We start from the raw sequence: 24,806 nt of genomic DNA, 5'->3' as shown, positions 1-24,806 counted from the left end.
CACTGGAACACGCAGCAGTACCCGAGAGAGAGAAGGCCGCCAGGTGTCCGAGCTCGCAGCGACCACCCTCGATGCGCCCAGCACCGACCTGCAGGCCGTGCTCGACCGGGCCGCGGCCGGCGGCCGGATCACTCCGGAGGAGGCGCTGGAGCTGTACCGCTCGGCGCCGCTGCACGCGCTCGGCTCCGCCGCCGACGCGGTGCGCCGCCGCCGCTACGCCGGCACCGAGCACATCGCGACGTACATCATCGAGCGCAACATCAACTACACCAACGTCTGCGTGACGGCGTGCAAGTTCTGCGCCTTCTACGTGCCGCCGAAGAGCGACAAGGGCTGGTCCCGCGATCTCGACGAGATCCTGCGCCGTTGCGCGGAGACGGTCGAGCTGGGCGGCACCCAGGTCATGTTCCAGGGCGGCCACCACCCGGACTACGGCGTGGAGTACTACGAGCGCGCCTTCGCGGCCATCAAGGCGGACTTCCCGCAGCTGGTGATCCACTCGCTCGGCGCGTCCGAGGTCGAGCACATGTCGCGGATCTCGGGCGTCTCCATCGAGGAGGCCATCACCCGGATCCACAAGGCGGGCCTGGACTCCTTCGCGGGCGCCGGCGCCGAGCTGCTCCCGGAGCGGCCGCGCAAGGCGATCGCGCCGCTCAAGGAGTCCGGCGAACGCTGGCTGGAGATCATGGAGGTCTCCCACGGCCTGGGCGTGGAGTCCACCTCCACCATGCTGATGGGCACCGGCGAGACCAACGCCGAGCGGATCGAGCACCTGCGGATGATCCGCGACGTGCAGGACCGCACCGGCGGCTTCCGGGCCTTCATCCCGTACACCTACCAGCCGCAGAACAACCACCTGAAGGGCTCGACCCAGGCGACGGTCTTCGAGTACCTGCGGATGATCGCGATCGCGCGGCTGTTCCTCGACAACGTCGCCCACATCCAGGGCTCCTGGCTGACCACCGGCAAGGAGGCCGGCCAGCTGTCGCTGCACTACGGCGCCGACGACCTGGGCTCGGTCATGCTGGAGGAGAACGTGGTCTCGGCGGCCGGCGCCAAGCACCGCTCCAACCTCACCGAGCTGATCCACCTGATCCGCTCCGCCGACCGCGTCCCGGCCCAGCGTTCCACCACGTACGAGCACCTGCGGGTGCTGGACGACCCGGCCAACGACCCGGTCGACCCGCGGGTCGCCTCGCACATCGCCTCCACCGCGATCGAGGGCGGCACCGCGCACCCCGAGCTGAAGATCCTCAACAACGGCTGAGGGCTTCCCTCGTCCGTTTTGATCCCGCCGTCATGTTGACCGTGCTGCCGTGTTGACCCTGCACCGGGCGGCCCTCGTGCTGCCCGACCCGGCCGACCCCACCGCCCCGCCGCTCTCCGACGGGGCGGTGCTGGTGCGTGACGGGCGGATCGCCGCCCTCGGCCCGTACCGGGCGCTGGCCGCCGCCCACCCGGGGGCGCGGCTGCGGGACTGGGGCGACGCCCTGCTCACGGCCGGTCTGCGCAACCCGTACGGACACTGGCTGCTGGAGTGCGCGTACCACCCGGACCCGCGCGAGGGGGTCGGGGACGAGCCGGTGTTCGGGGGCCTGGCCGGTACGACGGACGAGGCGCGTTGTGGCGCGAGCGCCCGGCGCGGGCTGCAGCGGATGCTCGGGTTCGGGGTGACCGCGGTGGCCGGCCCGTTCGAGCGCGCCTCGGTGCGGACGGCGGTAGCCCGCTCGGGGCTGGCTGCGCTGCCCGGCTCGGTCGGGGACGAGGGCCCGCTGGACCCGCTCGCCGTGCTGCCGCTCGGGGCGGCGGCGCACGGCCGGCTGACGGATGACGGGCCGGCGGACTTCGCGGTGTTCGCGCTGACTGCGGGGCAGGGCGCGGCGGCGGCCGGTGGGGATGCGCTGCGCCCCGGTGGGTGTCTGGCCACCGTGCTGGCCGGGCGGTTGGTGTACCGGCGGCGCTGATCGCCGGTGGCGGGCGGGAGCCGGTGGCTGGGTGCTGGGCGCTGGTGGCTGCTGGTCGAGGGTCGAGTGCCGGTCGAGTGTCGGGCGTTGGTCGAGAGTTGTCCGGCAGTCTCCGGCTACCCGCGGGTAGCCGGACTCCCGTGCAGTACAGGGGACTTCCTTCGTGTGCCGTCGAACTCCTCTTCCGGCCATATCGCCTGATTCACCCTTCGCCGTGACCTGAGGGCCCGCCAGCGGATACGATCCCGGACAGCTCACTCCGTACCCTCACCACACACCGCCCGCCCCCGCGGGTGGCGGGGCCCCGTCCCAGGTCCCGAAGGCAAGCCAGGACAGGAACCATGCGATCCGCGACCGTCCCCCCGCCGCGCTCCCCGCGGTTGGGCCGTGGCTGGTACCTCACCGCCGTGCTCAGCGCCGTGCTGGCCGTCGGCATGTGCCTGCTCGGTTGGCGTCAGGCCGAGCAGGCCGACCGGATTGGCGCCAACCCGGTGAGAGTGGACGGCGTCGTCACCCAGCTGCCCACCGGCGGCGGCTCGTACTCCACCGTCAGCTACCGGGCCGCCGGCCAGTCGCACACCGCGGCCGCGCTGCCGTTGGCCGACGGCACCAAGGTCGGCGACGCGGTCTGCCTGGAGCACGCCGCCGACGACCCGGGCGCGGTCCGGATCTGCGGCGACACCTACCCGCAGCCGGTCGGGGTCGGCCTGGCCCGGATCAGTGTGCCGGTGGCCGGGCTGCTCTTCCTCGTCTGCGTGCTGCGGATCCGCCGGCACCGCCGGGCGGTCGCCATCCGGAGCGGTCAGGGCCGCTTCGCCACCACCGTCGCGCTCGCCGCGGGCGCGCTGCCGGACGGGATGCCCGCGATAACGCAGGGCAAGCGCTCGCGCCGCAAGCGCCGTGCGGGCGGGCGGCGCGGCCTGCACTGAGGCCTGCGCTGACGCCTGTGCTGGGGCCAGTGCTGGGGTCGGCGCCGGGACCGGGGCCCGCTGTGGGGCTGGGCCTGGGGCCGGTGCCGGGGCCGGGCGCCGGGGTCTTGTGCGCCGGGCGGCGTGCCCCCTTGCCCGGGTCGTCGGTGCCAGGGTGAACAATGGGGGCGTGACCCGAGCCTCTCTGGACAAGCAGCCGCACGAAGTCGCCGCCATGTTCGACGACGTCGCGGCCAAGTACGACCGCACCAACGACGTGATCTCCCTCGGCCAGGCGCGCGCCTGGCGCCGGGCGGTGGCCGAGGCGGTGGCCGCTGGACCGGGGGACCTCGTGCTCGACCTCGGTGCCGGCACCGGCACCTCCTCGCTGCCCTTCGTCGAGGCCGGGGCCAAGGTCGTCCCGTGCGACTTCTCGGTGGGCATGCTCACCGAGGGCAAGCGCCGCCACCCCGAGCTTCCGCTGACCGCCGGGGACGCCACCAGCCTGCCGTTCGCGGACGACACCTTCGACGCGGTGACGATCTCCTTCGCGCTGCGCAACGTCCACGACACCGACGCCGCGCTGAGCGAGATGTTCCGGGTCACCAAGCCCGGCGGCAAGCTGGTGATCTGCGAGTTCTCGACGCCGACCTGGACGCCGTTCCGCACGGTCTACACCGAGTACCTGATGCGCGCGCTGCCGCCGGTCGCCACCGCGGTCAGCAGCAACCCGGACGCGTACGTCTACCTTGCCGAGTCCATCCGCGCCTGGCCGGACCAGCCCGAGCTGGCCGCGAAGCTCCAGGAGGCCGGCTGGTCCAAGGTCGCCTGGCGCAACCTGACCGGCGGGATCGTCGCGCTGCACCGCGCTTACAAGGTCTCCGCGTAGGACGTCCCTGCGCTTTCCGGCGGGCCCGGCGCCTTGTGGCGGGCCCGCCGGTCGCGTCTTGCTGGCGGGGTCCCGTCGGCCGTGTCTTGCCGGCCGGGTCCCGTTGGGTGGATCGCGTTGGCCGGGTCCCGTTGGGCGGGGGCCGGTGAGACCGTGTGCGGTCGGCGGTCGGCGGTCGGCGGTCGGCGGTCGGCGGTCGGCCCGGTGGGCGTGGCCGGGGGGAGCTGGTCAGCCGCGGGGCCAGACCACGCCCTGAAGGTCCTCGATCGAGCGGTTGAGCCGGGTCAGTGCCCTGGCCAGCTCGGCCACCTCGGCTTCCGTCCAGCCCTTCAGCACCCGGTCGAGTCCGTCCTGGTGACGGCTGCGGTCCGCCGTGAGGGCCTCGTCCCCGGCCGGGGTGATGGCGAACTTGCGGGCCACCCCGCTGTCCGGGTCCGGGATCCGCTGGACCACGCCGGCGCGCAGCATCGCCGCCGCCTGCCGGTTCACGGTGGAGGCGTCCAGTTGGAACACCTCCGCGAGCTGCTGATCCGGTGCTGGGACGGGTGGTGGTTCGGGAGCCGCTTGGGGAGCCGGTTCGGGAGTCGGTTCGGCGTCCGGCCGTTCGTCCGCGGCTGGTGCCGCCGTCGGATCCGGTCCCGAGGACGGCAACTAGACTGCCGGGGACAGCCGCCGTCCCCCAGCCGCAGCTCCAGGAGAGTACCCACCGTGTCCGAGACCGCAGCCGACCTGACGAAGCCGGACAGCCCCGTGGAGAGCACCGCGGACGTCATCGTGGTCGGCGCAGGCCCGGCCGGCTCCACCACCGCGTACTACCTGGCCCAGGCCGGCCTCGACGTCCTGCTGCTGGAGAAGACCTCGTTCCCGCGCGAGAAGGTCTGCGGTGACGGCCTGACCCCGCGCGCCACCAAGCAGCTGGTCGACATGGGCATCGACGTGTCGGTGGAGAACGGCTGGCTGCACAACAAGGGCCTGCGGATCATCGGCGGTGGCGTCCGGCTCGAACTCGACTGGCCGGAGCTGTCGGCCTTCCCCGACTACGGCCTGGTGCGCAAGCGCGCCGACTTCGACGAGCTGCTCGCCCGTCAGGCCGAGAAGGCGGGTGCGCGGCTGTACGAGCGGTGCAACGTCAGCGGCCCGGTGCTGGATGACCGGACCGGCCGGATCGTCGGCGTCACTGCCCGGCTCGGGGAGGAGAAGCGCGAGGTGACGTTCCGGGCCCCGCTGGTCGTCGCCGCCGACGGCAACTCCACCCGGCTCTCGCTCGCCATGGGCCTGCACCGCCGCGAGGACCGCCCGATGGGCGTCGCCTACCGGACGTACTTCACCTCCCCGCGCCACGACGACGACTACCTCGAGTCCTGGCTGGAGCTGTGGGACACCCGCGGCGGCGAGCGCAAGCTGCTGCCCGGCTACGGCTGGGTGTTCGGCATGGGCGACGGCACCTCCAACGTCGGCCTCGGCATCCTCAACTCCTCGCCCGCCTTCGGCGAGCTGGACTGGCGCGAGGTGCTCAAGGCCTGGTGCGCGAGCATGCCGGAGGAGTGGGGCTACACCCCGGAGAACATGACCGACCCGATCCGCGGCGCCGCCCTGCCGATGGCCTTCAACCGGCAGCCGCACTACACCCGCGGCCTGCTGCTCGTCGGCGACGCCGGCGGCATGGTCAACCCGTTCAACGGCGAGGGCATCGCCTACGCGATGGAATCCGGGCAGATCGCCGCCGGCGTCATCGTCCAGGCCAACGCCCGGGTCACCGACGCCGGTCGTGAGCGCGCCCTCCAGGCCTACCCGCGCATCCTCAAGGACGTCTACGGCGGCTACTACACGATGGGCCGCGCCTTCGTGAAGCTCATCGGCAACCCCAAGGTCATGCAGCTCGCCACCCAGCGCGGCCTGACCCACCCGATGCTGATGAAGTTCGTCCTCAAGATGCTCGCCAATCTGACCGACCCGCAGGGTGGCGACGCCATGGACCGCATCATCAACGGCCTCGCCCGGGTCGCCCCGAACGCGTGACGCGTGACGCGTGACGGGTGACTGGTGACGGGTGCCGCCGCCGTCCCCCGGCCCCGGCTGGGCCAGGGCCGGGGCGGGGCCAGGGCCAGGGCAGGGGCGGGGGCGGTTCAGCCGGTGGCACGTACGTAGATGTCGGCGCCTTGTGGTGAGCCGGCTGCCGCGGTGACGACGAAGATCTGCCGCTTGTCCGTCCCCGCCTGCCGCACCAGAGGAGCCTCTGCCGGCTCCTCCCCGGGAAACGCCGCCCGCAGATCGTCCGGGAGTGGCACCGGTGCGCCGGGCTGCGGGAGGTCGTAGACCCGGAGGAAGTCGTCCACGTTGGAGTCCGGGCCGGCCTGCACCTGGTAGTGGAGGTAGCCCGCCCGCGTTCCGTCGGGCAGTCGACCGAACACGGCCTCCGCCGGGACGTAGTACCGCCCCTTGCCCGGGTGCTGCCGGTAGTGCAGGGTTGCCAGTTTCTCGGCCCGGTCGGCGTCGGTCTCGGGTGGGTGGACGGTCGCCATCATCACCTGCGCGATCCAGCCGACGGCGACGACGGTGAATGCCAGGCAGACCCCGATTCCCCACACCAGCGCCCGCCGGATCCCGGGCCGCCGCCGCGCCCCGGGCACCGCTTCGCCGATCCACCCGCCGGTCTTGGCCGCCATCCGATGCCCCCAGGATTCGTCCGCTACCGACGACCGTAGGGGGCCTGGCGGGGCCGGGTCATCCGTAGAACTACTCAGATTGCGGGCTGCGCGGTGGTGCTGGGCCGCGAGGTGCCCGCGGCCACGACGGCCGGGGTGCGCGGGATGTCCGTGGCGTTGGCCGGGCGCGAGGTGTGTGTGCAGTGATCGCCGTGCTCGCCGTGCGCGTGGCTACTCCGGGCGGCGGCTGGCGGCGGAGCGCTGCTCGACGTACGCGAGGCGGTCGGCGAAGACCTGGGCGGCGTCCGGAGTGAGGGTGCGGAGGGCGACGAGGGCGGAGAAGACGACATCGCAGAGTTCGTTCTGGACGTCCTCCCAGGTGTGGGTGACCCCCTTGCGGGGGTTCTGCCCGGTGGCTCCTACCACTGCGGCGCCGACCTCGCCGACCTCCTCGGACAGCTTGAGGATGCGGAGCAGCCGTTCCTCCTGGGTGGAGAGCCGGCTCTCGTCGTCCAGCCAGGCGACCAGGTGGTCGACGCTCTCCCAGATCCTGTTGTCCATGCGCGCGGCTCCCGTACGGCTTCGGTGACGCTGACCACCGTACGGGAGCCTGGCGGTCGCCGGGCGGGCCGGTTCAGCGGGAGCTGATCTTCACGTTGCGGATGTTCACCGGGAGGGTGGGGAACCCGTCGCCCGGATTGTTCTGGTCGTCCTCGCCGCCCGCCGCGATCTTCTGCAGGACGTCGAGGCCGGCGGTGATCCGCCCGAACGGGGTGTAGGCGGGGGAGAGCTTGGTGTCCTTCCAGACGAAGAAGAACTGGCTGCCGTTGGTGTTCGGACCGGCGTTGGCCATGGCCACGGTGCCGGCGGGGTAGGTGGCGCCGGTCAGGTTCTCGTCCGGGAAGGAGTAGCCGGGGCCGCCGCTGCCGGTCCCGGTCGGATCGCCGCACTGGAGGACGAAGATCCGCTGCGTGGTGAGGCGGTGGCAGTGGCTGCGGTCGAAGTAGTCGTGCTCGGCGAGGAAACGGAACGAGAAGGTGGTGCAGGGGGCTTCCGCGGTCAGGGCCTGGAAGGTGATCGCCCCCTGGCTGGTCTTCAGCGTCGCACTGTAGGGCTTGGCGGCCTTCTTCGCGTCGAAGACCGGGATGCCCTTGAAGTTGTCGGCCGGCACTGCCGGGGTGTACGTGCAAGTGGCGGGCGCGGCCGGAGTCTGGGCCGCGCCCGGCGGGGTCTCCGCGGCGGCGGTGCCGGTGGTCGCGACGAGCGGGAGGACGGTGGCGACGGCGAACAACGCCCAGTGCTTGCGCTTCACTTGACGGGCCTTCCGGGGGGTGGTGGACGGCGATGTTGTCATGGCGACATCATCCACGGCGCAGGGTGGTTCCGGTAGACGTCGGGGGCGGGCGGCGCAGCGCGGGGGGCGCGAGCGGGCCGGGGTGGATGGTGCGGGGTGGGTGGTGCGGGGCGGGCCGGGGCGGATGGGCTGGGGCGGATGGGCTGGGGTGGGTGGTGCGGGGCGGGCGGTGTGGGGTCAGTCGGCCTCTGCGGCGAACAGGCCTGCGCGGGCGGCGAGGGTGGCGGCGTCGGCTGCTCGCTCGGCGGTGCGGGCGTCCAGTGGCTCGCCGGTGACGAACAGGCGGTAGTAGAGCGGTGCGGTGGCAGCCCGGATCACCTCGGCGCCGTCGGTGCCGGCGGGCAGCTCGCCGCGTTCGACGGCGCGTTCGGCCACCGTGGCGGCTTGTCGGTGGCGTGCTGCGAAGAATGCGCGGAGGGCGGTTGCGCCGATGTCGGAGTGCTGGGCGGCGGTGATCAGTGCGGTCGGGGTCGGGCCGAGTTCGGGGTCGGTGAAGACGGCGTAGACCTCGTGGGTGATGCGGCGGAGGTCACCGGCGAGGTCGCCGGTGTCGGGGAGTGGCCAGTGCTGGTCGGCGGAGGCGGTGAGTGCATCCGCGACCAGACCGTCCACCCCGTTCCAGCGGCGGTACAGGGTGGCCTTGTGGACGCCGGAGCGGGCTGCGACCGCGTCGACGGTCAGGCCGTCGTAACCCTTCTCGGTGACCTCGGCCAGCGTGGCGGCGACGACGTTCTCGCGCACCCGGGTGCTGCGCCCGCCGGGGCGAGGGGTGGGGGTTCGGGCTTCATTGCTCAAAGTCGACTCCAGTCGCATTAAGACTTGCTGTGGCGGTGCCGCCATGTCATTCTCATCTTAATGCGACTCATGTCGCATTTTGCGATGTTCGTCGAGCTGCCCAAGGAGTTCCATGGCTGCCACCATCCCCGACCACACCGTGCTTCACCCGCTCGCCGGCCACGACCGCGTCGTGCTCCTGCGCCCACTGGTCACCGACCCGCGCATCCAGGTCGGCGAGTACACCTACTTCGACGACCCGGACGGTGCCACCCGGTTCGAGGAGCGCAACGTCCTCTATGCCTACGGGCCCGAGCGGCTGGTGATCGGCAAGTACTGCGCGATCGCCACCGGCACCCGATTCCTGATGGCCGGCGCCGCTCACCCCACCGTCGGAGTCTCCACCTTTCCCTTCACCATGTTCGGCGGCACCTGGACCGAGCGGACGCTGGACATCGTCACGGGCCTCCCGAGCCGGGGTGACACCATGGTCGGCAACGACGTCTGGTTCGGCTACGGCGCCACCGTCCTGCCCGGTGTCCGGATTGGCGACGGCGCGATCATCGCCGCCGGTTCCGTGGTCACCTCCGATGTCGAGCCGTACACCGTCGTCGGCGGAAACCCCGCCCGCCCGATCCGCCGGCGCTTCGACGATGCGGACGTCGACCGCCTGCTGCGCGCCGCCTGGTGGGACTGGCCGGTCGAACTCGTCACCGAACACGTCCGCGCCGTCATGTCCGGCACTCCCGCCGACATCGAGGCCATCGCCGCAGCCCACGGTCTGCTGGCCCGCTGAGGTCGGGCGGTGGGCGGTCGGGCGATGGGAGGTCGGGCGCTCGGAACGGGATACGCGCAGCGCGGGAGCGCAAGGGTCCGGCGACGGACGGCGCCCGAAAACCGTTGATCGCCGGCGGTCGGGTGCGCGAAGATGGCGGGCCCTTGGTGGGGGGCCTGTCCTGGCCCGAGATCCGTCCGATGTCGTACGGGAATCTCCTCGTCGGTTCCGTTCGCTCCGGAGGGTTCCTGTCCATGCGTGGTTCGTCGTCCTTCCTGCGTGATGTGCCTGTACTGCTGGTGGCAGTGGTGTGGGGATCGAGCTTTCTGGCCGTCCAGCAGGTGGCCGAGCCGGGGACGGTGGTGGCGATGCTGGTGCTGAGGTTCGGCCTGGTGCTGCCGGTGCTGGGACTGGCGGCGTGGCGGGGGCTGCGGGGGATGGGCCGGGCCGAGTGGCTGGGCGGCGCGGTGCTGGGGCTGGTGCTCGGCGGCGTCTTTCTGCTGGAGACCTACGGCGCGGTGCACACCTCGGCCACCAATGCTGGTCTGATCATCAGTCTCACCATGGTGTTCACTCCTCTCGCGGAGAGCGCGCTTGCCCGGACGCCGCTGCCGCGGGCCTTCCTTGCCGCGGCCGGGCTGGCGGTGATCGGCGTCGCCCTGCTCACCGGGGGCGGTGGGCTGAAGACGCCGTCGCTGGGCGATCTGCTGGTGCTCGGTGCCGCGGTGGTGCGGACCGTGCACGTACTGACGATGGCTCGCCTCCGGTCCATCCGGGACACCGACTCGTTGGCCCTCACCTGGGTCCAACTTGCGACCGCGACAGTGGTCTTCGCCGTCGTCGCGCCGTTCGCCGGGCCACTGCCGTGGACGGTCGCCGCCTCGTACGGCCCCGCCCAGTGGGCTTGGCTGCTGCATCTCGCCCTGCTCTGCACGCTGTTCGCCTTCTTCGTGCAGATGTGGGCCGTCCGCACCACCTCGCCGTCCAGGGTCAGCCTGCTGCTCGGCACCGAACCGCTCTGGGCCGCCGTCTTTGGCATCGCGCTCGCCGGCAACCACCTCGGCCCGCTCGCGCTCCTGGGCGGCGCTCTCGTCCTGGTCGCCACCGAATGGGGGCGCCGTACCGCCGTCGCCCCGGCCCGGGACGCGGTCGGGGACGAAGCGCGGGGTGCAGCACGGGCGGCGGTGGCCGAGGAGGAGACGGAGCCGACTTCGGCTTCGGCTGCGGTATAGCGCGACGTCTTCGTCATCGGCGCCCCAGCGTGCGGCGGGCGTAGGCGAAGGTGACGAGCGCGAGCAGCGGACCCCAGGCGACCAGCGGCAGGTAGCAGAGGGTCATGACGAGCCCGGCAAAGCCGTGCGGGGCTTCGGGGTCGCTCATGCTGCTGCTCCAGCCGCCGAACAGGGCCGCCATGCCGAGCCGGGTCAGGATCACGGAGCCGAGTACGGCCGGGACGATCGCGGCGAGCGGGTGGACCCTGCGGCCTCCTATCAGCGGGATCCAGCCGGGCACCACCTCGCCCCAGGGGCGGACCAGGCCGACGGTGAGGAAGGCGAGCGATTCGGCCAGGGCGCTCAGGACCACCACGTACACGGTGCCCCAGCCGGGGTTGTACCGGGCGGCCAACTCTGCGGTTCCGCCGCTGAAGCCGACCGGGATGCCGAGACCGAACACGATCCGCCAGAGCCCGGAGGGCACGGTGGTCCAGACGGTGGCCTTGGCGGCCAGCTCGGCCCACCGCGGAACGGGGGCCTTGGTGGTGGCCGACGCGCGCCCGCCGGAAACGGCGGCGGCATCGGTCGTGGTCCCGGCCCTGTTCGGATGCGCGGCCGGGGTGCGGGTGACGGTGCTCATGGCTGTGGGCTCCCCTCTCGACCGGCCCCTGCGGCCGGTTCGATGGGGTCAAGCCTGGCGGTCCGTTGCGGTCTGCGGCAGATGCCGATCGGGCTGTTCTCGCTGCTCAGAAGGTGTGCGCAAATATGCCGATCGGCACAGGCGGCCGGGAGTTGAAGTCCGTAGGCTGACCGCAGGAAAGGAGGCGACGATGAGTCAGATCCTGGCGTTGGCGGTCCCGGTGGTCCTGCTGATCGGTTGGGCGGGACGCGGGCGGTACGGGGTGGTGGCCGTGACCGGTGCGGCCGGTGCGGTTTCGGTGGCGACCACGGCGGGCGTCTGGGCCGCCGGCCGGTGGGCCGAGGCGGACCGCTGGCCCGGCCTGGTCGGCCTGCTCGAACTCGCCTCCCTGCTCCTGTTGGTGGTGCTGGCGCTGCGGGCCGAGGACGGGAGGCGGTCGGCGGTGGCGGCCTGGATGGTCGGCGGCGCGGTCGCGCTCTGGCCGTCCCGGTTCGACGTGATCGTCGGTGGCCCGCTGGACGCACTGACCCTCTTCGGGTTCGGTTCGGCCTTCACGCTGCCGGTGGTGCTGGCCGGGCTGTACCTGCGAGGACTGGACGAGACCAGGCGGCGCTCGGTGGCCGCTGCCCGTCGTGTCCAGCGGCTGGAACTCGCCCATGACCTGCACGACTTCGTCGCGCACGATGTCAGTGGCATGGTCGCCCAGGCGCAGGCGGGCATGGTGCTGGCCGCCTCCGACCCGGCCCGGGCGGCAGCCCTGTTCGAGCGGATAGAGAAGGCCGGGCTGCAGGCGCTGGCCTCGCTCGACCGGACGGTCCACCTGCTGCGCAGCGAGGAGCCGGACGGTCCGGAGCGAGGGCCGCAGCCGGGCCTGGCCGAACTCACCGATCTCACTGATCGGTTCGCGGAGTCCGGTGGTGCCACGGTCCGGCTGGACACCCCGGCGGAACAGGTCGGCGTACCCCGGGAGGTGGCGGCGACGGCGTACCGGATCGTGGTCGAGGCGCTGACGAACGTCCGGCGCCACGCGCCCGCCGCGCGAGTGGTGGACGTCAAGGTACGGCGCGAGGGCCGGCGGTTGGAGGTCATGGTGCAGGACGACGGTGGCGGTCCGCAGACAACCGGGCCGCGCCTCGGGGAGGTCCGTCGCGGCGGCAGCGGACTGGCCGGGCTGGCGGCCAGGGTCGAGGCGCTGGGCGGGACGCTCTCCTCCGGGCGGGAGAAGACCGGCGGCTGGCGAGTCACCGCAACGATGCCCTTGGAGGGCCGATGAGCATCCGAGTCCTTCTCGCCGATGACGACGAGGCGATCCGCAGCGCGTACCGGATCATTCTGGACGCTCAGCCGGACATCGAGGTGGTGGGTGAGGCCGAGGACGGTGCGGTGGCGGTGGAGGAGGCTCGTCGGCTGCGGCCGGACGTGATCCTCGCGGACATCCGGATGCCCCGATTGGACGGGCTGGAGTTGACCAGGCAATTGGGCGGGGAGTTCCGGGTGGTCGTGGTCACCACCTTCGACCTGGACGAGTACGTGCACACGGCGATCCGCGCCGGTGCGGCCGGGTTCCTGCTGAAGCGCTCGGGCCCGGCGCTGCTCGCGGAGGCGGTCCGGGCGGCGGTCGCCGGGGACGCGTTGGTCAGCCCGCAGGTGACCGTCCGCCTGCTGCGGCAGCTGTCGCAGCAGGGGCAGGAGCACGATCGCCAGGGACCGGGACGCCTGGACCAGGGGAGAAGGGGCAGGCAGGAGAGGAGGGAGACGCAGGGCGGGCAGGACCGGCCGGGCCCCGAGTTCATCGAGGAACTCACTCCGAGAGAGAGGGAGATCGCCCAGCTCGTCGCCGGCGGGGCGACCAACGCGGAGATCGGCGCGCAGTTGTTCATCACTGCCGGGACGGTGAAGAACCACCTGGCCACAATCCAGCGCAAGATCGGTGCCCGGAACCGCGTTGGCATCGCCGCCTGGGTCTGGGAGGCCGGTTCCTAGCCAAGCCCTGGTCTGACGGTCCCCACCGTCCCACCCTGCCCTCCACCACCCACCCTGCCGCCCTGCCGCCGCGCATCCGTACAGCGAGCGCCGACGAAGCCGGCAGCCAGCGAAGCAGACACCCGGCACTCGGCAATGGCACCCAGCAGCAGGCGCCAGCGCACCCGCCAGCGCACCCGACCCGACCCGCCACCGCATCCAGCAGCAGGCGCCACCACACCGCCACCGCACCCGCCCCGGGGCCCGCTCGCGCGCTTGTGAACGAAGGGTCAAGCGGGCGTTCGGAGGCCTGCCACCCCTGCGAGTGAGGCGCTATAACACGTCAACATTGCGCCCAGAAATTTGCGTTGAGCGGAGCATAGTTGATATAGGAGTGCGGCCCTGACCAGCCGCTTCGCAGAGAAATGCGACTGGTTGTGACTGTTTGACTTCTTTGTGTTGACAACTCTGGGCATGTTCACTTTCGCCACCATTCCAGGGGTGGCGTAGATCACAAAGATCGTCGTGAACTGCGTGTCGCAGATCACAAGCCGACGGGCATAGGATGCGCTCGTTCCAGGCTTTGTGAACTGCCTCACATGAGGTGGATCTCGGGAACTGGATCGCGGGTCCACCACAGCGTGACCCGTCGGTTCCGATCTGCAGTCAAGGACGACTGGACGGAGGGAGCGGGGGCTATGAATGCCTACGCGCCGATCCTCGTACTCGGTGCCATCGCGGCGGCGTTCGCGGTCGGCTCGGTCGTGATGGCCTCACTGACCGGCCCGAAGCGCTACAACCGGGCCAAGTTGGAGGCGTACGAGTGCGGCATCGAGCCGACCCCGCAGCCCGTGGGCGGCGGTCGGTTCCCGATCAAGTACTACCTGACGGCGATGCTCTTCATCGTCTTCGACATCGAGATCGTCTTCCTCTACCCGTGGGCGGTGAGCTTCGACGCCCTGGGGATCTTCGGGCTGGTCGAGATGCTCCTGTTCATCGCCACCGTCTTCGTCGCCTACGCCTACGTCTGGCGTCGCGGCGGCCTGGAGTGGGACTGAGCGCGGGGCGCCGCTGACTTTGTGAACGGGCGGACAAGCCCGGCGGGGTGCAGCGACCCGAACGAACGGACGAACCACAGGACTTGAGGGCACCGAGGGCATTGAGAGGGATCTGATGGGAATCGAGGAGAAGCTGCCGAGCGGCTTTCTGCTCACGAGTGTGGAGACGGCCGCGGGCTGGGTGCGCAAGGCGTCGCTCTTCCCGGCCACCTTCGGACTGGCCTGCTGCGCGATCGAGATGATGACCACCGGCGCCGGCCGCTACGACCTGGCCCGGTTCGGCATGGAGGTCTTCCGGGGCTCCCCCCGGCAGGCCGATCTGATGATCGTGGCGGGGCGGGTGAGCCAGAAGATGGCCCCGGTGCTGCGCCAGGTGTACGACCAGATGGCCAACCCGAAGTGGGTCATCTCGATGGGTGTCTGCGCCTCCTCGGGCGGCATGTTCAACAACTACGCGATCGTGCAGGGCGTCGACCACATCGTCCCGGTGGACATCTACCTGCCCGGCTGCCCGCCCCGCCCGGAGATGCTGATGGACGCGATCCTGAAGCTGCACGACAAGATCCAGCACGAGCCGCTGGGCGCGAACCGCCGCCGCGCCGAGGAGTTGGGCGAGGCGCTCGCCCTGAAGGCCACCCCGGTGAGCGAGATGCGGGGGCAGCTGCGATGAACGACCAGGTACCCGAGACCCGGCGCGAGAAGCCGCACCGCGAGATCCCGGTCGAGGTGGTCGGCCGGCGCCAGGGCATGTTCGGCGCCAAGGGCAGCGGTGACACCTCCGGCTTCGGCGGCCTCGCGGCCCCGATCGCCCTGCCGCCCGCGAGCCAACGCCCCTACGGGGGCTGGTTCGACGAGGTCGCGGACGAGCTGGAGGGGGCGCTGGAGGAGCAGGGCCTCGACCCGGCGGAGGTGATCGAGAAGACCGTCGTCGACCGTGCCGAGCTCACCTTCCACGTCGCCCGCGAGCACCTTCTGAAGACCGTCCGCACGCTGCGCGACGACCCCGCGCTCCGCTTCGAGCTCTGCCTCGGCGTGAGCGGCGTCCACTACCCGGGCGACCAGGGCCGTGAGCTGCACGCGGTCTACCACCTGCGCTCGATCACCCACGGCCGGCTGCTCCGGCTGGAGGTGACCGCTCCGGACGCCGACCCGCGCATCCCGTCCGTGGTCAGCGTCTACCCGACCAACGACTGGCACGAGCGGGAGGCCTACGACTTCTTCGGCCTGGTCTTCGAGGGGCACCCCGCGCTCACCCGGATCATGATGCCGGACGACTGGCTGGGCCACCCGCAGCGCAAGGACTACCCGCTCGGCGGCATCCCCGTCGAGTACAAGGGCGCCCAGATCCCGGCACCCGACCAGCGGAGGTCGTACAGCTGATGAGTACTCAGCACTACGAGAAGGCCGAAGAGGCGGCGGCGGCAGCGGCGGCCGAGGAGGCGGCGGCGGAGGCCGCGGCGTCCCGCGAGACCACCGAGGGCCGGGTCTTCACCGTCACCGGCGGGGACTGGGGCGAGGTGGTCGAGGCGGTCGGCCGGGCCGACGACGAGCGCATCATCGTCAACATGGGCCCCCAGCACCCGTCCACCCACGGCGTGTTGCGGTTGATCCTGGAGATCGACGGCGAGACGGTGACGGAGGCGCGCTGCGGCATCGGCTACCTCCACACCGGCATCGAGAAGAACATGGAGTTCCGCAGCTGGGTCCAGGGCACCACCTTCGTGACGCGGATGGACTACCTGACCCCGCTGTTCAACGAGACCGCCTACTGTCTGGCGGTCGAGAAGCTGCTCGGCATCACCGACGACGTCCCGGACCGCGCCAGCGTCATCCGCGTCCTGATGATGGAGCTCAACCGGATCTCCTCCCACCTGGTCTGCCTGGCCACCGGCGGCATGGAGATCGGCTCCACCACCCTGATGATCTACGGGTTCCGCGACCGCGAGCTCATCCTGGACGTCTTCGAGCTGGTCACCGGCCTGCGGATGAACCACGCCTACGTCCGTCCCGGCGGCCTCGCCCAGGACCTCCCGCCCGGCGCGGTCGACCAGATCCGCGAGGCGGTCAGGACGCTCCGCTCGCGGATGCACGAGTACGACAAGCTGGCCACCGGCAACCCGGTGTTCAAGGCCCGCCTGGTCGACGTCGGCTTCCTCGACCTGCCCGGCTGCCTGGCCCTCGGTGCCACCGGCCCGATCCTGCGCGCCACCGGCCTGCCGCACGACCTGCGTAAGACCGACCCGTACTGCGGCTACGAGGACTACGACTTCGAGGTCGCGATCGCCGAGAGCGCCGACTCCTACGGCCGCTTCCTGATCCGGCTGGAGGAGATGCGCCAGTCGCTGAGGATCGTCGAGCAGTGCCTGGACCGGCTGCGTCCAGGCCCGGTCATGGTGGCCGACAAGAAGATCGCCTGGCCCGCCCAACTGGCCGTCGGCCCGGACGGGATGGGCAACTCCCTCGACCACATCCGCAAGATCATGGGCACCTCGATGGAGGCGCTGATCCACCACTTCAAGCTGGTCACCGAGGGCTTCCGGGTCCCGGTCGGCCAGGCGTACGCGGCGGTCGAGTCGCCCAAGGGCGAGCTGGGCGTGCACGTGGTCAGCGACGGCGGGACGCGCCCGTACCGGGTCCACTTCAGGGACCCGTCGTTCACCAATCTGCAGACGATGGCGGCGATGTGCGAGGGCGGCCAGGTCGCCGACGTGATCGTCGCGGTGGCCGGGATCGACCCGGTGATGGGAGGCGTGGACCGGTGAGCAACGTGGAACTCGGACTGCCGGCACTGCCGGCCAGGCCGTACCCCGAGGAGGTGCACGCGCGTCTCGCCGCCGACGCCGCGGAGCTGATCGGCCGCTACCCGGTGGCCCGGTCCGCGCTGCTCCCGCTGCTGCACCTCGTGCAGGCGGAGGAGGGCTTCGTCAGCGCGACCGGCATCCGGTTCTGCGCCGAGCAGCTGGACCTCACCACCGCCGAGGTGACCGCCGTCGCGACCTTCTACACCATGTACCGGCGCCGGCCGGCCGGGAAGTACCACCTCGGGGTCTGCACCAACACCCTCTGCGCGGTGCTCGGCGGCGACCAGATCTTCGACGAGCTCCAGCAGCACCTCGGCATCCGCAACAACGAGACCACCGAGGACGGCGAGATCTCGATCGAGCACATCGAGTGCAACGCCGCCTGCGACTACGCCCCCGTGGTGATGGTCAACTGGGAGTTCTTCGACAACCAGACTCCGGAGAGCGCCCGTCAGCTGGTCGACGACCTGCGCGCGGGCGAGGAGGTCCGGCCCACCCGTGGCGCCCGGCTCTGCAGCTTCAAGGAGTCCGCCCGGATCCTGGCCGGCTTCGCCGACGAGCGCGCCGGCGTCGTGGACGAGTCCGGAGCGGGCGGCGCGCCGTCGCTGGCCGGGCTGCGCCTGGCCAAGGGCGAGGCCCTGCCCGGCACCGCCGGCACCAAGGTCGTCTCCCCCCGCCACGAGGGCACTCGCAGCGACGGCACCCGCAACGACGGCACACACCGCGACGGCACCGGCCACGAAGGGACCGAAGCGTGATGACCTCAGCCGAGCCGGCCGAGAAGCTGCTCACCCCCGTGCTCTCCGCGTCCTGGGACGACAGCCGCCCCTGGACGCTCGCCACCTACCGCCGTCACGCCGGCTACGAGGGCCTGAAGGCCGCCCTCGCCATGCCCCCGGACGACGTGATCGCCCTGGTCAAGGACTCCGGCCTGCGCGGCCGCGGCGGCGCCGGCTTCCCCACCGGCATGAAGTGGCAGTTCATCCCGCAGAACGACGGCAAGCCGCACTACCTGGTGGTGAACGCGGACGAGTCCGAGCCGGGCACCTGCAAGGACATCCCGCTGCTGTTCGCCAACCCGCACTCGCTGATCGAGGGCATGATCATCGCGTCCTACGCGATCCGCTGCGACCACGCGTTCGTCTACCTGCGCGGCGAGGTCGTCCCGGTGCTCCGCCGCCTCCAGGCCGCCGTCGCCGAGGCGTACGGGGCCGGGCTGCTCGGCAAGGACATCCTGGGCTCCGGCACCAACCTCGACATCACCGTGCACGCCGGCGCCGGCGCGTACATCTGCGGCGAGGAGACCGCCCTGCTGGACTCGCTGGAGGGGCGCCGCGGCCAGCCCCGGCTGCGCCCGCCGTTCCCGGCCATCGCCGGCCTCTACGCCTGCCCGACGGTGGTCAACAACGTCGAGTCGATCGCCTCGGTGCCGCCGATCCTGGCCAGGGGCAAGGAGTGGTTCAAGGGCCTGGGCACCGAGAAGTCCCCGGGCTTCACGCTCTACTCGCTCTCCGGCCACGTCACCAACCCCGGCCAGTACGAGGCCCCGCTCGGCATCACCCTGCGCCAGCTGCTGGACATCAGCGGCGGCATCCGGGCCGGGCACCGGCTCAAGTTCTGGACGCCGGGCGGCTCGTCCACCCCGATGTTCACCGACGAGCACCTCGACGTCCCGCTCGACTACGAGGGGGTCGGCGCGGCCGGCTCGATGCTCGGCACCAAGGCGCTGCAGATCTTCGACGAGACCACCTGCGTCGTCCGGGCCGTGACCCGCTGGACGGAGTTCTACGCCCACGAGTCCTGCGGCAAGTGCACGCCGTGCCGCGAGGGCACGTACTGGCTGGTCCAGCTGCTCAAGCGGATCGAGTCCGGGGAGGGCGTCGACGGCGACCTGGAGAAGCTGCTCGACATCGCCGACAACATCAACGGCAAGTCCTTCTGCGCCCTGGGCGACGGCGCGGCCAGCCCGATCGTCTCCTCGCTCCAGCACTTCCGGGCCGAGTACGAGCAGCACCTCGCCGAGCGCCGCTGCCCGTTCGACCCGGCCGCCTCCACCGTCTGGGCCGACGGCCCCCGCCCCGGCCACCAGTCCGCCACCGAAAGGGAGGTGCACGCGTGACGATCACAGAGCCATCCACCTCCACGGGCGACACGGGCGACAAGCCCGCGGTCGAGCTGGTCACGCTCACCATCGACGGCGTCGAAGTGCAGGTCCCCAAGGGGACGTTGGTGATCAGGGCCGCCGAGCAGATCGGCACCCAGATCCCGCGCTTCTGCGACCACCCGCTGCTCGATCCGGTCGGCGCCTGCCGGCAGTGCATCGTCGAGATCGAGGGCCAGCGAAAGCCGGTCGCCTCCTGCACCATCCCGGTGGCCGAGGGCATGGTGGTCCGTACGCAGGTCAGCTCCCCGGTGGCCGAGAAGGCGCAGCGCGGCGTGATGGAGCTGCTGCTGATCAACCACCCGCTGGACTGCCCGGTCTGCGACAAGGGCGGCGAGTGCCCGCTGCAGAACCAGGCGATGTCGACCGGCGACACCGACTCCCGCTTCGAGGGGATGAAGCGCACCTACGAGAAGCCGATCCCGCTCAGCACCCAGGTGCTGCTGGACCGCGAGCGCTGCGTGCTCTGCGCCCGCTGCACCCGCTTCTCGCAGCAGATCGCCGGGGACCCGTTCATCGACCTGGTCGAGCGCGGCGCCCTCCAGCAGGTCGGCACCGGCGACGCCGAGCCGCTCGACTCCTACTTCTCCGGCAACACCATCCAGATCTGCCCGGTCGGTGCTCTCACCTCGGCGGCTTATCGTTTCCGCTCCCGCCCGTTCGACCTGGTCTCCTCGCCGAGCGTCTGCGAGCACTGCTCCTCCGGCTGCGCCCAGCGCACCGACCACCGGCGCGGCAAGGTGCTGCGCCGGCTGGCGGGGGAGGACCCGGCGGTCAACGAGGAGTGGAGCTGCGACAAGGGCCGGTTCGCCTTCCGCTACGCCCAGCAGCGCGACCGGTTCACCACCCCGCTCGTCCGCGACGCCGGCACCGGTGAACTGGCCCCGGCCTCCTGGCCGGAGGCGCTGGCCAAGGCGGCCGAGGGTCTGCGCGGCGCCCGGGCCGGTGTGCTCACGGGCGGCCGGGTCACCGTCGAGGACGCCTACGCCTACGCCAAGTTCGCCCGGGTGGTGCTCGGCACCAACGATGTCGACTTCCGGTCCCGCCCGCACAGCGGCGAGGAGGCGGCCTTCCTGGCCGCCGTCGTGGCCGGGCACGGCACCGATCTCGACGGCGACGGCGTCACCTACCAGGAGCTGGAGGGCGCCCCGGCCGTCCTGCTCGCGGGCTTCGAGCCCGAGGAGGAGTCGCCGATCGTCTTCCTGCGGCTGCGCAAGGCCACCCGCGCCGGCGGCCTCAAGGTGTTCTCGATCGCCGCCTACGGCTCCCGGGGCCTGACCAAGCTGCGCGGCGCGCTGCTGCCCGCAGCCCCCGGCACCGAGGCCGAGTGGCTGGCCGCGCTCGCCGCCGACGAGCCGCTGAACGACGACGCCGGCCGCGCCGCCGAGCTGCTGCGCACCCCCGGCGCCGTCATCCTGGCCGGCGAGCGGCTGGCCGCCACCCCCGGCGCACTGACCGCCGTCCTGCGGCTGTCCCACGCCACCGGCGCCCGGCTCGCCTGGGTCCCGCGCCGGGCCGGCGAGCGCGGCGCGGTCGAGGCCGGCGCACTGCCGGGGCTGCTGCCCGGCGGTCGTCCGGTCTCCGCGCCGGCCGCGCGGGCCGAGGCCGCCGCCGCCTGGGGGGTGGCCGAACTCCCCGCCCGGCCCGGCCGGGACACCGAGGACATCCTCGCCGCGGCCTTCGGCGGCGAACTCGGCGCGCTGCTCGTCGGCGGTGTCGACCCGGACGACCTGCCGGACCCGGCGCTCGCCGAGGAGGCGCTGGCCGCCGTGCCGTTCGTGGTCTCGCTGGAGCTGCGCCCGTCCGCCGTCACCGCGCACGCCGACGTGGTGCTGCCGGTGGCCGCGGTCGCCGAGAAGGCCGGCACCTTCCTGGACTGGGAGGGCCGGGTGCGGATGTTCGAGGCCGCGCTCAAGCCCGACCAGCAGATGGGCCGTCACCTCCACCCGGACGGCCGGGTGCTGAACATGCTGGCCGACGCGCTGGGCCACCGGCTCGGTCTGCCCGACGTCCGGGCCGCTCGGCTGGAGCTGGACCGGTTCGCGCCGTGGGCGGGGGACCGGGCCACCGACCCGGCCACCCACCCGGGGCTGCTGCCCCGGCCGGCCACCGGCCAGGCGGTGCTCGCGGGTTGGCGGCAGCTGTTGGACAACGGCACGCTCCAGCAGGGGGACCCGCACCTCGCGGGGACCAGGCACCGGGCGGTCGCCCGGATCTCGCCGGTCACCGCGGAGGAGGTCGGCGTGACGGAGGGGCCGTCCGCCGCCCTGCGGCTGACCGGTCCGGCCGGGTCGCTGACGCTGCCGCTGGAGATCACCAAGGACATCCCGGACCGCACGGTCTGGATCCCGCTCAACTCCACTCCGGGCGGCGCCCATCGCACCCTCGGCACCACCGTGGGCCACCTGGTCACCATCGCCGCCGCCACCGTCGCCGCCACCGTCGCGGCCGACACCGCGGCCGACACCGCGGCCCCCAACGCCCCCAGCACTGAGGCCGACCCGACCCCGGAGGAGGAGCTGTGAACCTCGCCGCGTACGAGACCCTGGGCTTCTTCGGCCGCGACCCCTGGTGGCTGGTGCTGCTGAAGGCGGTCTTCTGCTTCGCCTTCCTGGTCGGTACGGTGCTGATCGCGATCGTCTGGGAGCGCAAGGTCGTGGCCTGGATGCAGCTGCGCATCGGCCCCAACCGGCACGGCCCCTGGGGCATGCTGCAGTCGCTCGCGGACGGCGTGAAGCTGGCGCTCAAGGAAGACCTGGTGGTCACGGGCGCCGACAAGGCGGTCTACGTCCTGGCCCCGATCGTCTGCGCCATCCCCGCGTTCATGGCCTTCGCGGTGATCCCGTTCGGCCCGGCCGGTGACGAGGTGTCGATCTTCGGCACCCGGACGCCGCTCCAGCTGACCGACTTCCCGGTGGCGCTGCTCTACATCCTGGCGACGGCCTCGGTCGGCATCTACGGCATCGTGCTGGCCGGCTGGTCGTCCGGTTCGACGTACCCGCTGCTCGGCGGGATCCGTTCGTCCGCGCAGATGATCAGCTACGAGATCGCGATGGGCCTCTCCTTCGCGGCGGTGTTCATCTACTCGGGGTCGATGTCCACCTCGGAGATCGTCGCCTCGCAGCAGCCGACCTGGTTCGCGGTGCTGCTGCCGGTCTCCTTCATCGTCTACATCATCGCGATGGTCGGGGAGACCAACCGGGCGCCGTTCGACCTCCCGGAGGCCGAGGGCGAGCTGGTCGGCGGATTCAACACCGAGTACTCCTCGCTGAAGTTCGCGATGTTCATGCTGGCCGAGTACGTCAACATGGTCACCGTCTCGGCGGTCGCGTCCACCCTCTTCCTGGGCGGCTGGCGCGCGCCCTGGCCGGTCTCCACCTTCTGGGAGGGGGCCAACCACGGCTGGTGGCCGATGCTCTGGATCATCCTCAAGATCCAGCTGCTGCTCTTCTTCTTCATCTGGCTGCGCGGCACCCTGCCCCGGCTCCGCTACGACCAGTTCATGAAGCTGGGCTGGAAGGTGCTGATCCCGGTCTCGCTGGTCTGGCTGGTCATGGTCTCCAGCGTCCGGGCGCTGCGGAACGAGGGCTACGACTTCGGCGAGGTGGTGCTGTACGTCGGTGCCCCGGCCGGCGCGATCCTGCTGCTCGCCCTGGTGCGGGACGTCGTGAAGCGCAAGCCCGAGCCGGAGGAGGCGGCCCCGTCCGCGGGGAAGTTCGACCCGATGGCGGGCGGGTACCCGGTGCCGCCGCTGCCCGGCCAGGAGCTCCAGCCGGTCCCGCGCCGGCGCAGCCGCGCCCCGAAGCAACTCCAGGACGCCCTCAACGGGGCCGACCATTCCGAAGGGAGCTGAACCGAGATGTCGTCCGACCAGAACGGCAGCGGCGACCGGCCAGACCGGCCCGACAAGCCTTCCGTCCTCGGGCCGGCCGCCGGCTTCGGCGTGACCTTCCAGGCCATGTTCAAGAAGCGGCTCACCGAGCAGTACCCGGAGCAGAAGAAGCCCACCGCTCCGCGCTTCCACGGCCGCCACCAGCTGAACCGGCACCCGGACGGCCTGGAGAAGTGCATCGGCTGCGAGCTCTGCGCGTGGGCCTGCCCGGCCGACGCGATCTACGTCGAGGGCGCGGACAACCGCGAGGACGAGCGCTACTCGCCCGGCGAGCGGTACGGCGCGGTCTACCAGATCAACTACGCCCGCTGCATCCTCTGCGGCCTCTGCATCGAGGCCTGTCCGACCCGCGCGCTCACCATGACCAACGAGTACGAGCTCGCGGACTCCTCCCGCCGGGACCTCATCTTCACCAAGGAGCAGCTGCTGGTCGGCCTCTCCGAGGGCATGGTCGACAGCCCGCACGCGATCTTCCCCGGCGCCGACGAGGGCGCCTACTACCGGGGCGAGATCACCGCGGCGGCGCCGGGGACGGTCCAGCAGGAGCGCACCGACCGGGAGAAGGAGGCCCAGCAGTGACCGCCTCCTCCACGCTGAACCTCGCCGCCGTGACGGGCGCGACCTCCACCGGCGAGGCCGTCCAGTTCTGGGTGCTCGCGGTGATCGCCGTCGGCGGCGCGCTGGGCATGCTGCTGATGAAGAAGGCCGTGCACAGCGCGCTTTGCCTGGCGGCCACCATGCTCGCCCTGGCGGTCTGTTACATGGCCCAGGGCGCGGTCTTCCTGGGTGTGGTGCAGATCGTCGTCTACACCGGCGCGATCATGATGCTCTTCCTCTTCGTGGTCATGCTGGTCGGTGTCACCAGCGCCGACTCGCTGAAGGAGCAGCTCAAGGGCCAGCGGTTCGCCGCGGTGCTCTGCGGGCTGGGCTTCGGCGTGCTGCTGATGGCGGGCATCGCCAACGCCAAGCTGGACACCTTCACCGGCCTCGCCGAGGCCAACGCCGAGGGCAACGTCCAGGGCCTGGCCCGGCTGATCTTCACCAAGTACGTCTGGGCCTTCGAGGTCACCGGCGCGCTGCTGATCACGGCCGCGATCGGCGCCATGGTGCTGACCCACCGCGAGCACGTGAAGGCCCCGAAGACCCAGCGCGAGCTGGCGGCCCAGCGGATCCTGGACAACATCCAGGTCCCGCCGCTGCCCGCGCCCGGCGTCTACGCCCGGCACAACGCGGTGGACGTCCCCGGCCTGCTGCCGGACGGCACGGCCGCCGAGGACTCGGTGATGGGGACGCTGCGCGAGCGCGGCCAGATCCGCGACGTCAGCCAGGAGATGCTCCGGCGGATGGCCGAGCTGGAGTCGACCACCGCCGACTGGCTGGGCCGCGCGCCGTCCGAGCGCCCGTCGGTGACCGGCCCGCGCAACGGTCCGGGCAACGGCCCGGGCAACGGTCCGGGCAACGGCCCGCGCAACGGTCCGGGCAACGGCCCGGGCAACGGCCCGGGCAACGGCCCGGGCAACGGCCCGGGCAACGGCCCCGGCAACGGCCCGGGCAACGGCCCCGGCAAGGGCCCGCACAAGGAGCTGGAACCGGCGGGGACCAACAACCACACCGCGTCGAACGGCCACGACGAGGAGGGCGCGGAGTGAATCCGGTCAACTACCTCTATCTCTCCGCCCTGTTGTTCACCATCGGCGCCTCCGGCGTGCTGATCCGGCGGAACGCGATCGTCCTGTTCATGTGCGTCGAGCTGATACGCCTCGAACCTG

23 protein-coding genes and 3 pseudogenes are annotated in these 24,806 nt (G+C 71.7%); 20 read left to right on the top strand and 6 right to left on the bottom strand.

All coding sequences use genetic code 11. From position 1 onward, the window contains the following. The first annotated feature begins 43 nt into the window (after positions 1–43). The 4 genes from mqnC (at position 44) to C2142_RS16060 (ending at position 3,761) form a co-directional block, all read left to right on the top strand. Positions 44–1,267 carry a cyclic dehypoxanthinyl futalosine synthase gene (mqnC, locus tag C2142_RS16075; protein ID WP_148643282.1) on the top strand — a complete coding sequence of 408 codons (1,224 nt, stop codon included), beginning with the start codon at positions 44–46 and terminating at the stop codon, positions 1,265–1,267. 49 nt (positions 1,268–1,316) lie between these two features. After that, entirely contained in the window at positions 1,317–1,964 is a 648-nt protein-coding gene (locus C2142_RS16070; RefSeq protein WP_148643281.1) for a hypothetical protein, read from the top strand. A 341-nt stretch (positions 1,965–2,305) separates the two neighbouring features. Continuing rightward, entirely contained in the window at positions 2,306–2,893 is a 588-nt protein-coding gene (locus tag C2142_RS16065) for a hypothetical protein (RefSeq protein ID WP_148643280.1), read from the top strand. Between the two features lie 169 nt (positions 2,894–3,062). Further along, positions 3,063–3,761 carry a demethylmenaquinone methyltransferase gene (locus C2142_RS16060; protein ID WP_148643279.1) on the top strand — a complete coding sequence of 233 codons (699 nt, stop codon included), beginning with the start codon at positions 3,063–3,065 and terminating at the stop codon, positions 3,759–3,761. A gap of 228 nt (positions 3,762–3,989) precedes the next feature. Here C2142_RS16060 and C2142_RS16055 read toward each other — a convergent pair. Further along, a pseudogene (locus C2142_RS16055) lies at positions 3,990–4,286 on the bottom strand (MarR family transcriptional regulator); the annotation flags it as partial. A 204-nt stretch (positions 4,287–4,490) separates the two neighbouring features. Between C2142_RS16055 and C2142_RS16050 the strand changes: the two are divergent. Further along, positions 4,491–5,780 carry a geranylgeranyl reductase family protein gene (locus tag C2142_RS16050; RefSeq protein WP_148644817.1) on the top strand — a complete coding sequence of 430 codons (1,290 nt, stop codon included), beginning with the start codon at positions 4,491–4,493 and terminating at the stop codon, positions 5,778–5,780. Between the two features lie 107 nt (positions 5,781–5,887). Here the strand turns inward: C2142_RS16050 and C2142_RS16045 are convergent, their stop codons facing one another. From C2142_RS16045 to C2142_RS16030, 4 genes are all read right to left on the bottom strand, one after another. Next, positions 5,888–6,427: a hypothetical protein gene (locus tag C2142_RS16045; RefSeq protein ID WP_148643277.1), complete on the bottom strand. Its 540-nt coding sequence runs from the start codon at positions 6,425–6,427 to the stop codon at positions 5,888–5,890. A gap of 210 nt (positions 6,428–6,637) precedes the next feature. Then, positions 6,638–6,967 carry a MazG-like family protein gene (locus C2142_RS16040; protein ID WP_148643276.1) on the bottom strand — a complete coding sequence of 110 codons (330 nt, stop codon included), beginning with the start codon at positions 6,965–6,967 and terminating at the stop codon, positions 6,638–6,640. Between the two features lie 73 nt (positions 6,968–7,040). Next, positions 7,041–7,760, bottom strand: a complete 720-nt coding sequence (locus C2142_RS16035; RefSeq protein ID WP_148643275.1) for a peptidylprolyl isomerase — start codon at positions 7,758–7,760, stop codon at positions 7,041–7,043. Between the two features lie 177 nt (positions 7,761–7,937). Continuing rightward, entirely contained in the window at positions 7,938–8,555 is a 618-nt protein-coding gene (locus tag C2142_RS16030; RefSeq protein ID WP_241002609.1) for a TetR/AcrR family transcriptional regulator, read from the bottom strand. A 112-nt stretch (positions 8,556–8,667) separates the two neighbouring features. Here C2142_RS16030 and C2142_RS16025 point away from each other — a divergent pair, with 112 nt between their 5' ends. Both C2142_RS16025 and C2142_RS16020 read left to right on the top strand, forming a co-directional pair. Beyond that, on the top strand, positions 8,668–9,330 hold the full coding sequence (locus C2142_RS16025; protein WP_148643273.1) for a CatB-related O-acetyltransferase: 663 nt from the start codon (positions 8,668–8,670) through the stop codon (positions 9,328–9,330). Between the two features lie 233 nt (positions 9,331–9,563). After that, positions 9,564–10,541, top strand: coding sequence for a DMT family transporter (locus C2142_RS16020; RefSeq protein WP_148643272.1), 978 nt, complete (start codon positions 9,564–9,566; stop codon positions 10,539–10,541). Positions 10,542–10,554: 13 nt separating this feature from the next. Here the strand turns inward: C2142_RS16020 and C2142_RS16015 are convergent, their stop codons facing one another. Further along, positions 10,555–11,163, bottom strand: a complete 609-nt coding sequence (locus C2142_RS16015) for a hypothetical protein (protein ID WP_241002608.1) — start codon at positions 11,161–11,163, stop codon at positions 10,555–10,557. Positions 11,164–11,353: 190 nt separating this feature from the next. On the opposite strand from C2142_RS16015, the gene C2142_RS16010 reads away from it, so the two are divergent. The 13 genes and pseudogenes from C2142_RS16010 to C2142_RS39885 all read left to right on the top strand — a co-directional run. Then, a complete protein-coding gene (locus C2142_RS16010) occupies positions 11,354–12,436 on the top strand; it encodes an ATP-binding protein (RefSeq protein WP_148643271.1) in 1,083 nt (360 codons plus the stop codon). Continuing rightward, positions 12,433–13,146 carry a response regulator transcription factor gene (locus C2142_RS16005; RefSeq protein ID WP_148643270.1) on the top strand — a complete coding sequence of 238 codons (714 nt, stop codon included), beginning with the start codon at positions 12,433–12,435 and terminating at the stop codon, positions 13,144–13,146. Before C2142_RS16010 ends, C2142_RS16005 begins: the two co-directional genes overlap by 4 nt. 677 nt (positions 13,147–13,823) lie before the next feature. Further along, a complete protein-coding gene (locus C2142_RS16000) occupies positions 13,824–14,183 on the top strand; it encodes an NADH-quinone oxidoreductase subunit A (RefSeq protein WP_014137597.1) in 360 nt (119 codons plus the stop codon). 115 nt (positions 14,184–14,298) lie between these two features. Further along, positions 14,299–14,853 (top strand): NADH-quinone oxidoreductase subunit B, encoded by a 555-nt coding sequence (locus C2142_RS15995; RefSeq protein WP_148643269.1) that lies wholly within the window; start codon positions 14,299–14,301, stop codon positions 14,851–14,853. Beyond that, positions 14,850–15,563, top strand: coding sequence for an NADH-quinone oxidoreductase subunit C (locus C2142_RS15990; protein ID WP_148643268.1), 714 nt, complete (start codon positions 14,850–14,852; stop codon positions 15,561–15,563). The genes C2142_RS15995 and C2142_RS15990 overlap by 4 nt, the downstream gene beginning before the upstream one ends. Next, positions 15,563–16,945, top strand: a complete 1,383-nt coding sequence (locus C2142_RS15985) for an NADH-quinone oxidoreductase subunit D (protein WP_148643267.1) — start codon at positions 15,563–15,565, stop codon at positions 16,943–16,945. Before C2142_RS15990 ends, C2142_RS15985 begins: the two co-directional genes overlap by 1 nt. Next, positions 16,942–17,742: an NADH-quinone oxidoreductase subunit NuoE gene (gene nuoE, locus C2142_RS15980; protein WP_148643266.1), complete on the top strand. Its 801-nt coding sequence runs from the start codon at positions 16,942–16,944 to the stop codon at positions 17,740–17,742. The genes C2142_RS15985 and nuoE overlap by 4 nt, the downstream gene beginning before the upstream one ends. After that, positions 17,742–19,103: an NADH-quinone oxidoreductase subunit NuoF gene (nuoF, locus tag C2142_RS15975; protein ID WP_148643265.1), complete on the top strand. Its 1,362-nt coding sequence runs from the start codon at positions 17,742–17,744 to the stop codon at positions 19,101–19,103. Before nuoE ends, nuoF begins: the two co-directional genes overlap by 1 nt. Next, a complete protein-coding gene (locus tag C2142_RS15970) occupies positions 19,100–21,670 on the top strand; it encodes an NADH-quinone oxidoreductase subunit G (RefSeq protein WP_148643264.1) in 2,571 nt (856 codons plus the stop codon). The genes nuoF and C2142_RS15970 overlap by 4 nt, the downstream gene beginning before the upstream one ends. Next, positions 21,667–22,998, top strand: coding sequence for an NADH-quinone oxidoreductase subunit NuoH (gene nuoH, locus C2142_RS15965; RefSeq protein WP_148643263.1), 1,332 nt, complete (start codon positions 21,667–21,669; stop codon positions 22,996–22,998). Before C2142_RS15970 ends, nuoH begins: the two co-directional genes overlap by 4 nt. Positions 22,999–23,004: 6 nt before the next feature. Then, on the top strand, positions 23,005–23,616 hold the full coding sequence (gene nuoI / locus C2142_RS15960; RefSeq protein ID WP_148643262.1) for an NADH-quinone oxidoreductase subunit NuoI: 612 nt from the start codon (positions 23,005–23,007) through the stop codon (positions 23,614–23,616). Between the two features lie 14 nt (positions 23,617–23,630). Continuing rightward, positions 23,631–24,422: pseudogene (locus C2142_RS15955) on the top strand (NADH-quinone oxidoreductase subunit J); the annotation flags it as partial. Between the two features lie 260 nt (positions 24,423–24,682). Then, positions 24,683–24,806 (top strand): annotated as a pseudogene (locus C2142_RS39885) (NADH-quinone oxidoreductase subunit K); the annotation flags it as partial.

It is taken from the genome of Streptomyces sp. CB01881, from assembly GCF_002953255.1.
GTDB lineage: Bacteria > Actinomycetota > Actinomycetes > Streptomycetales > Streptomycetaceae > Kitasatospora.
The sequence above is the reverse complement of the archived record's forward strand: the minus strand, read 5'-3'. Positions and strand labels throughout refer to the sequence as shown.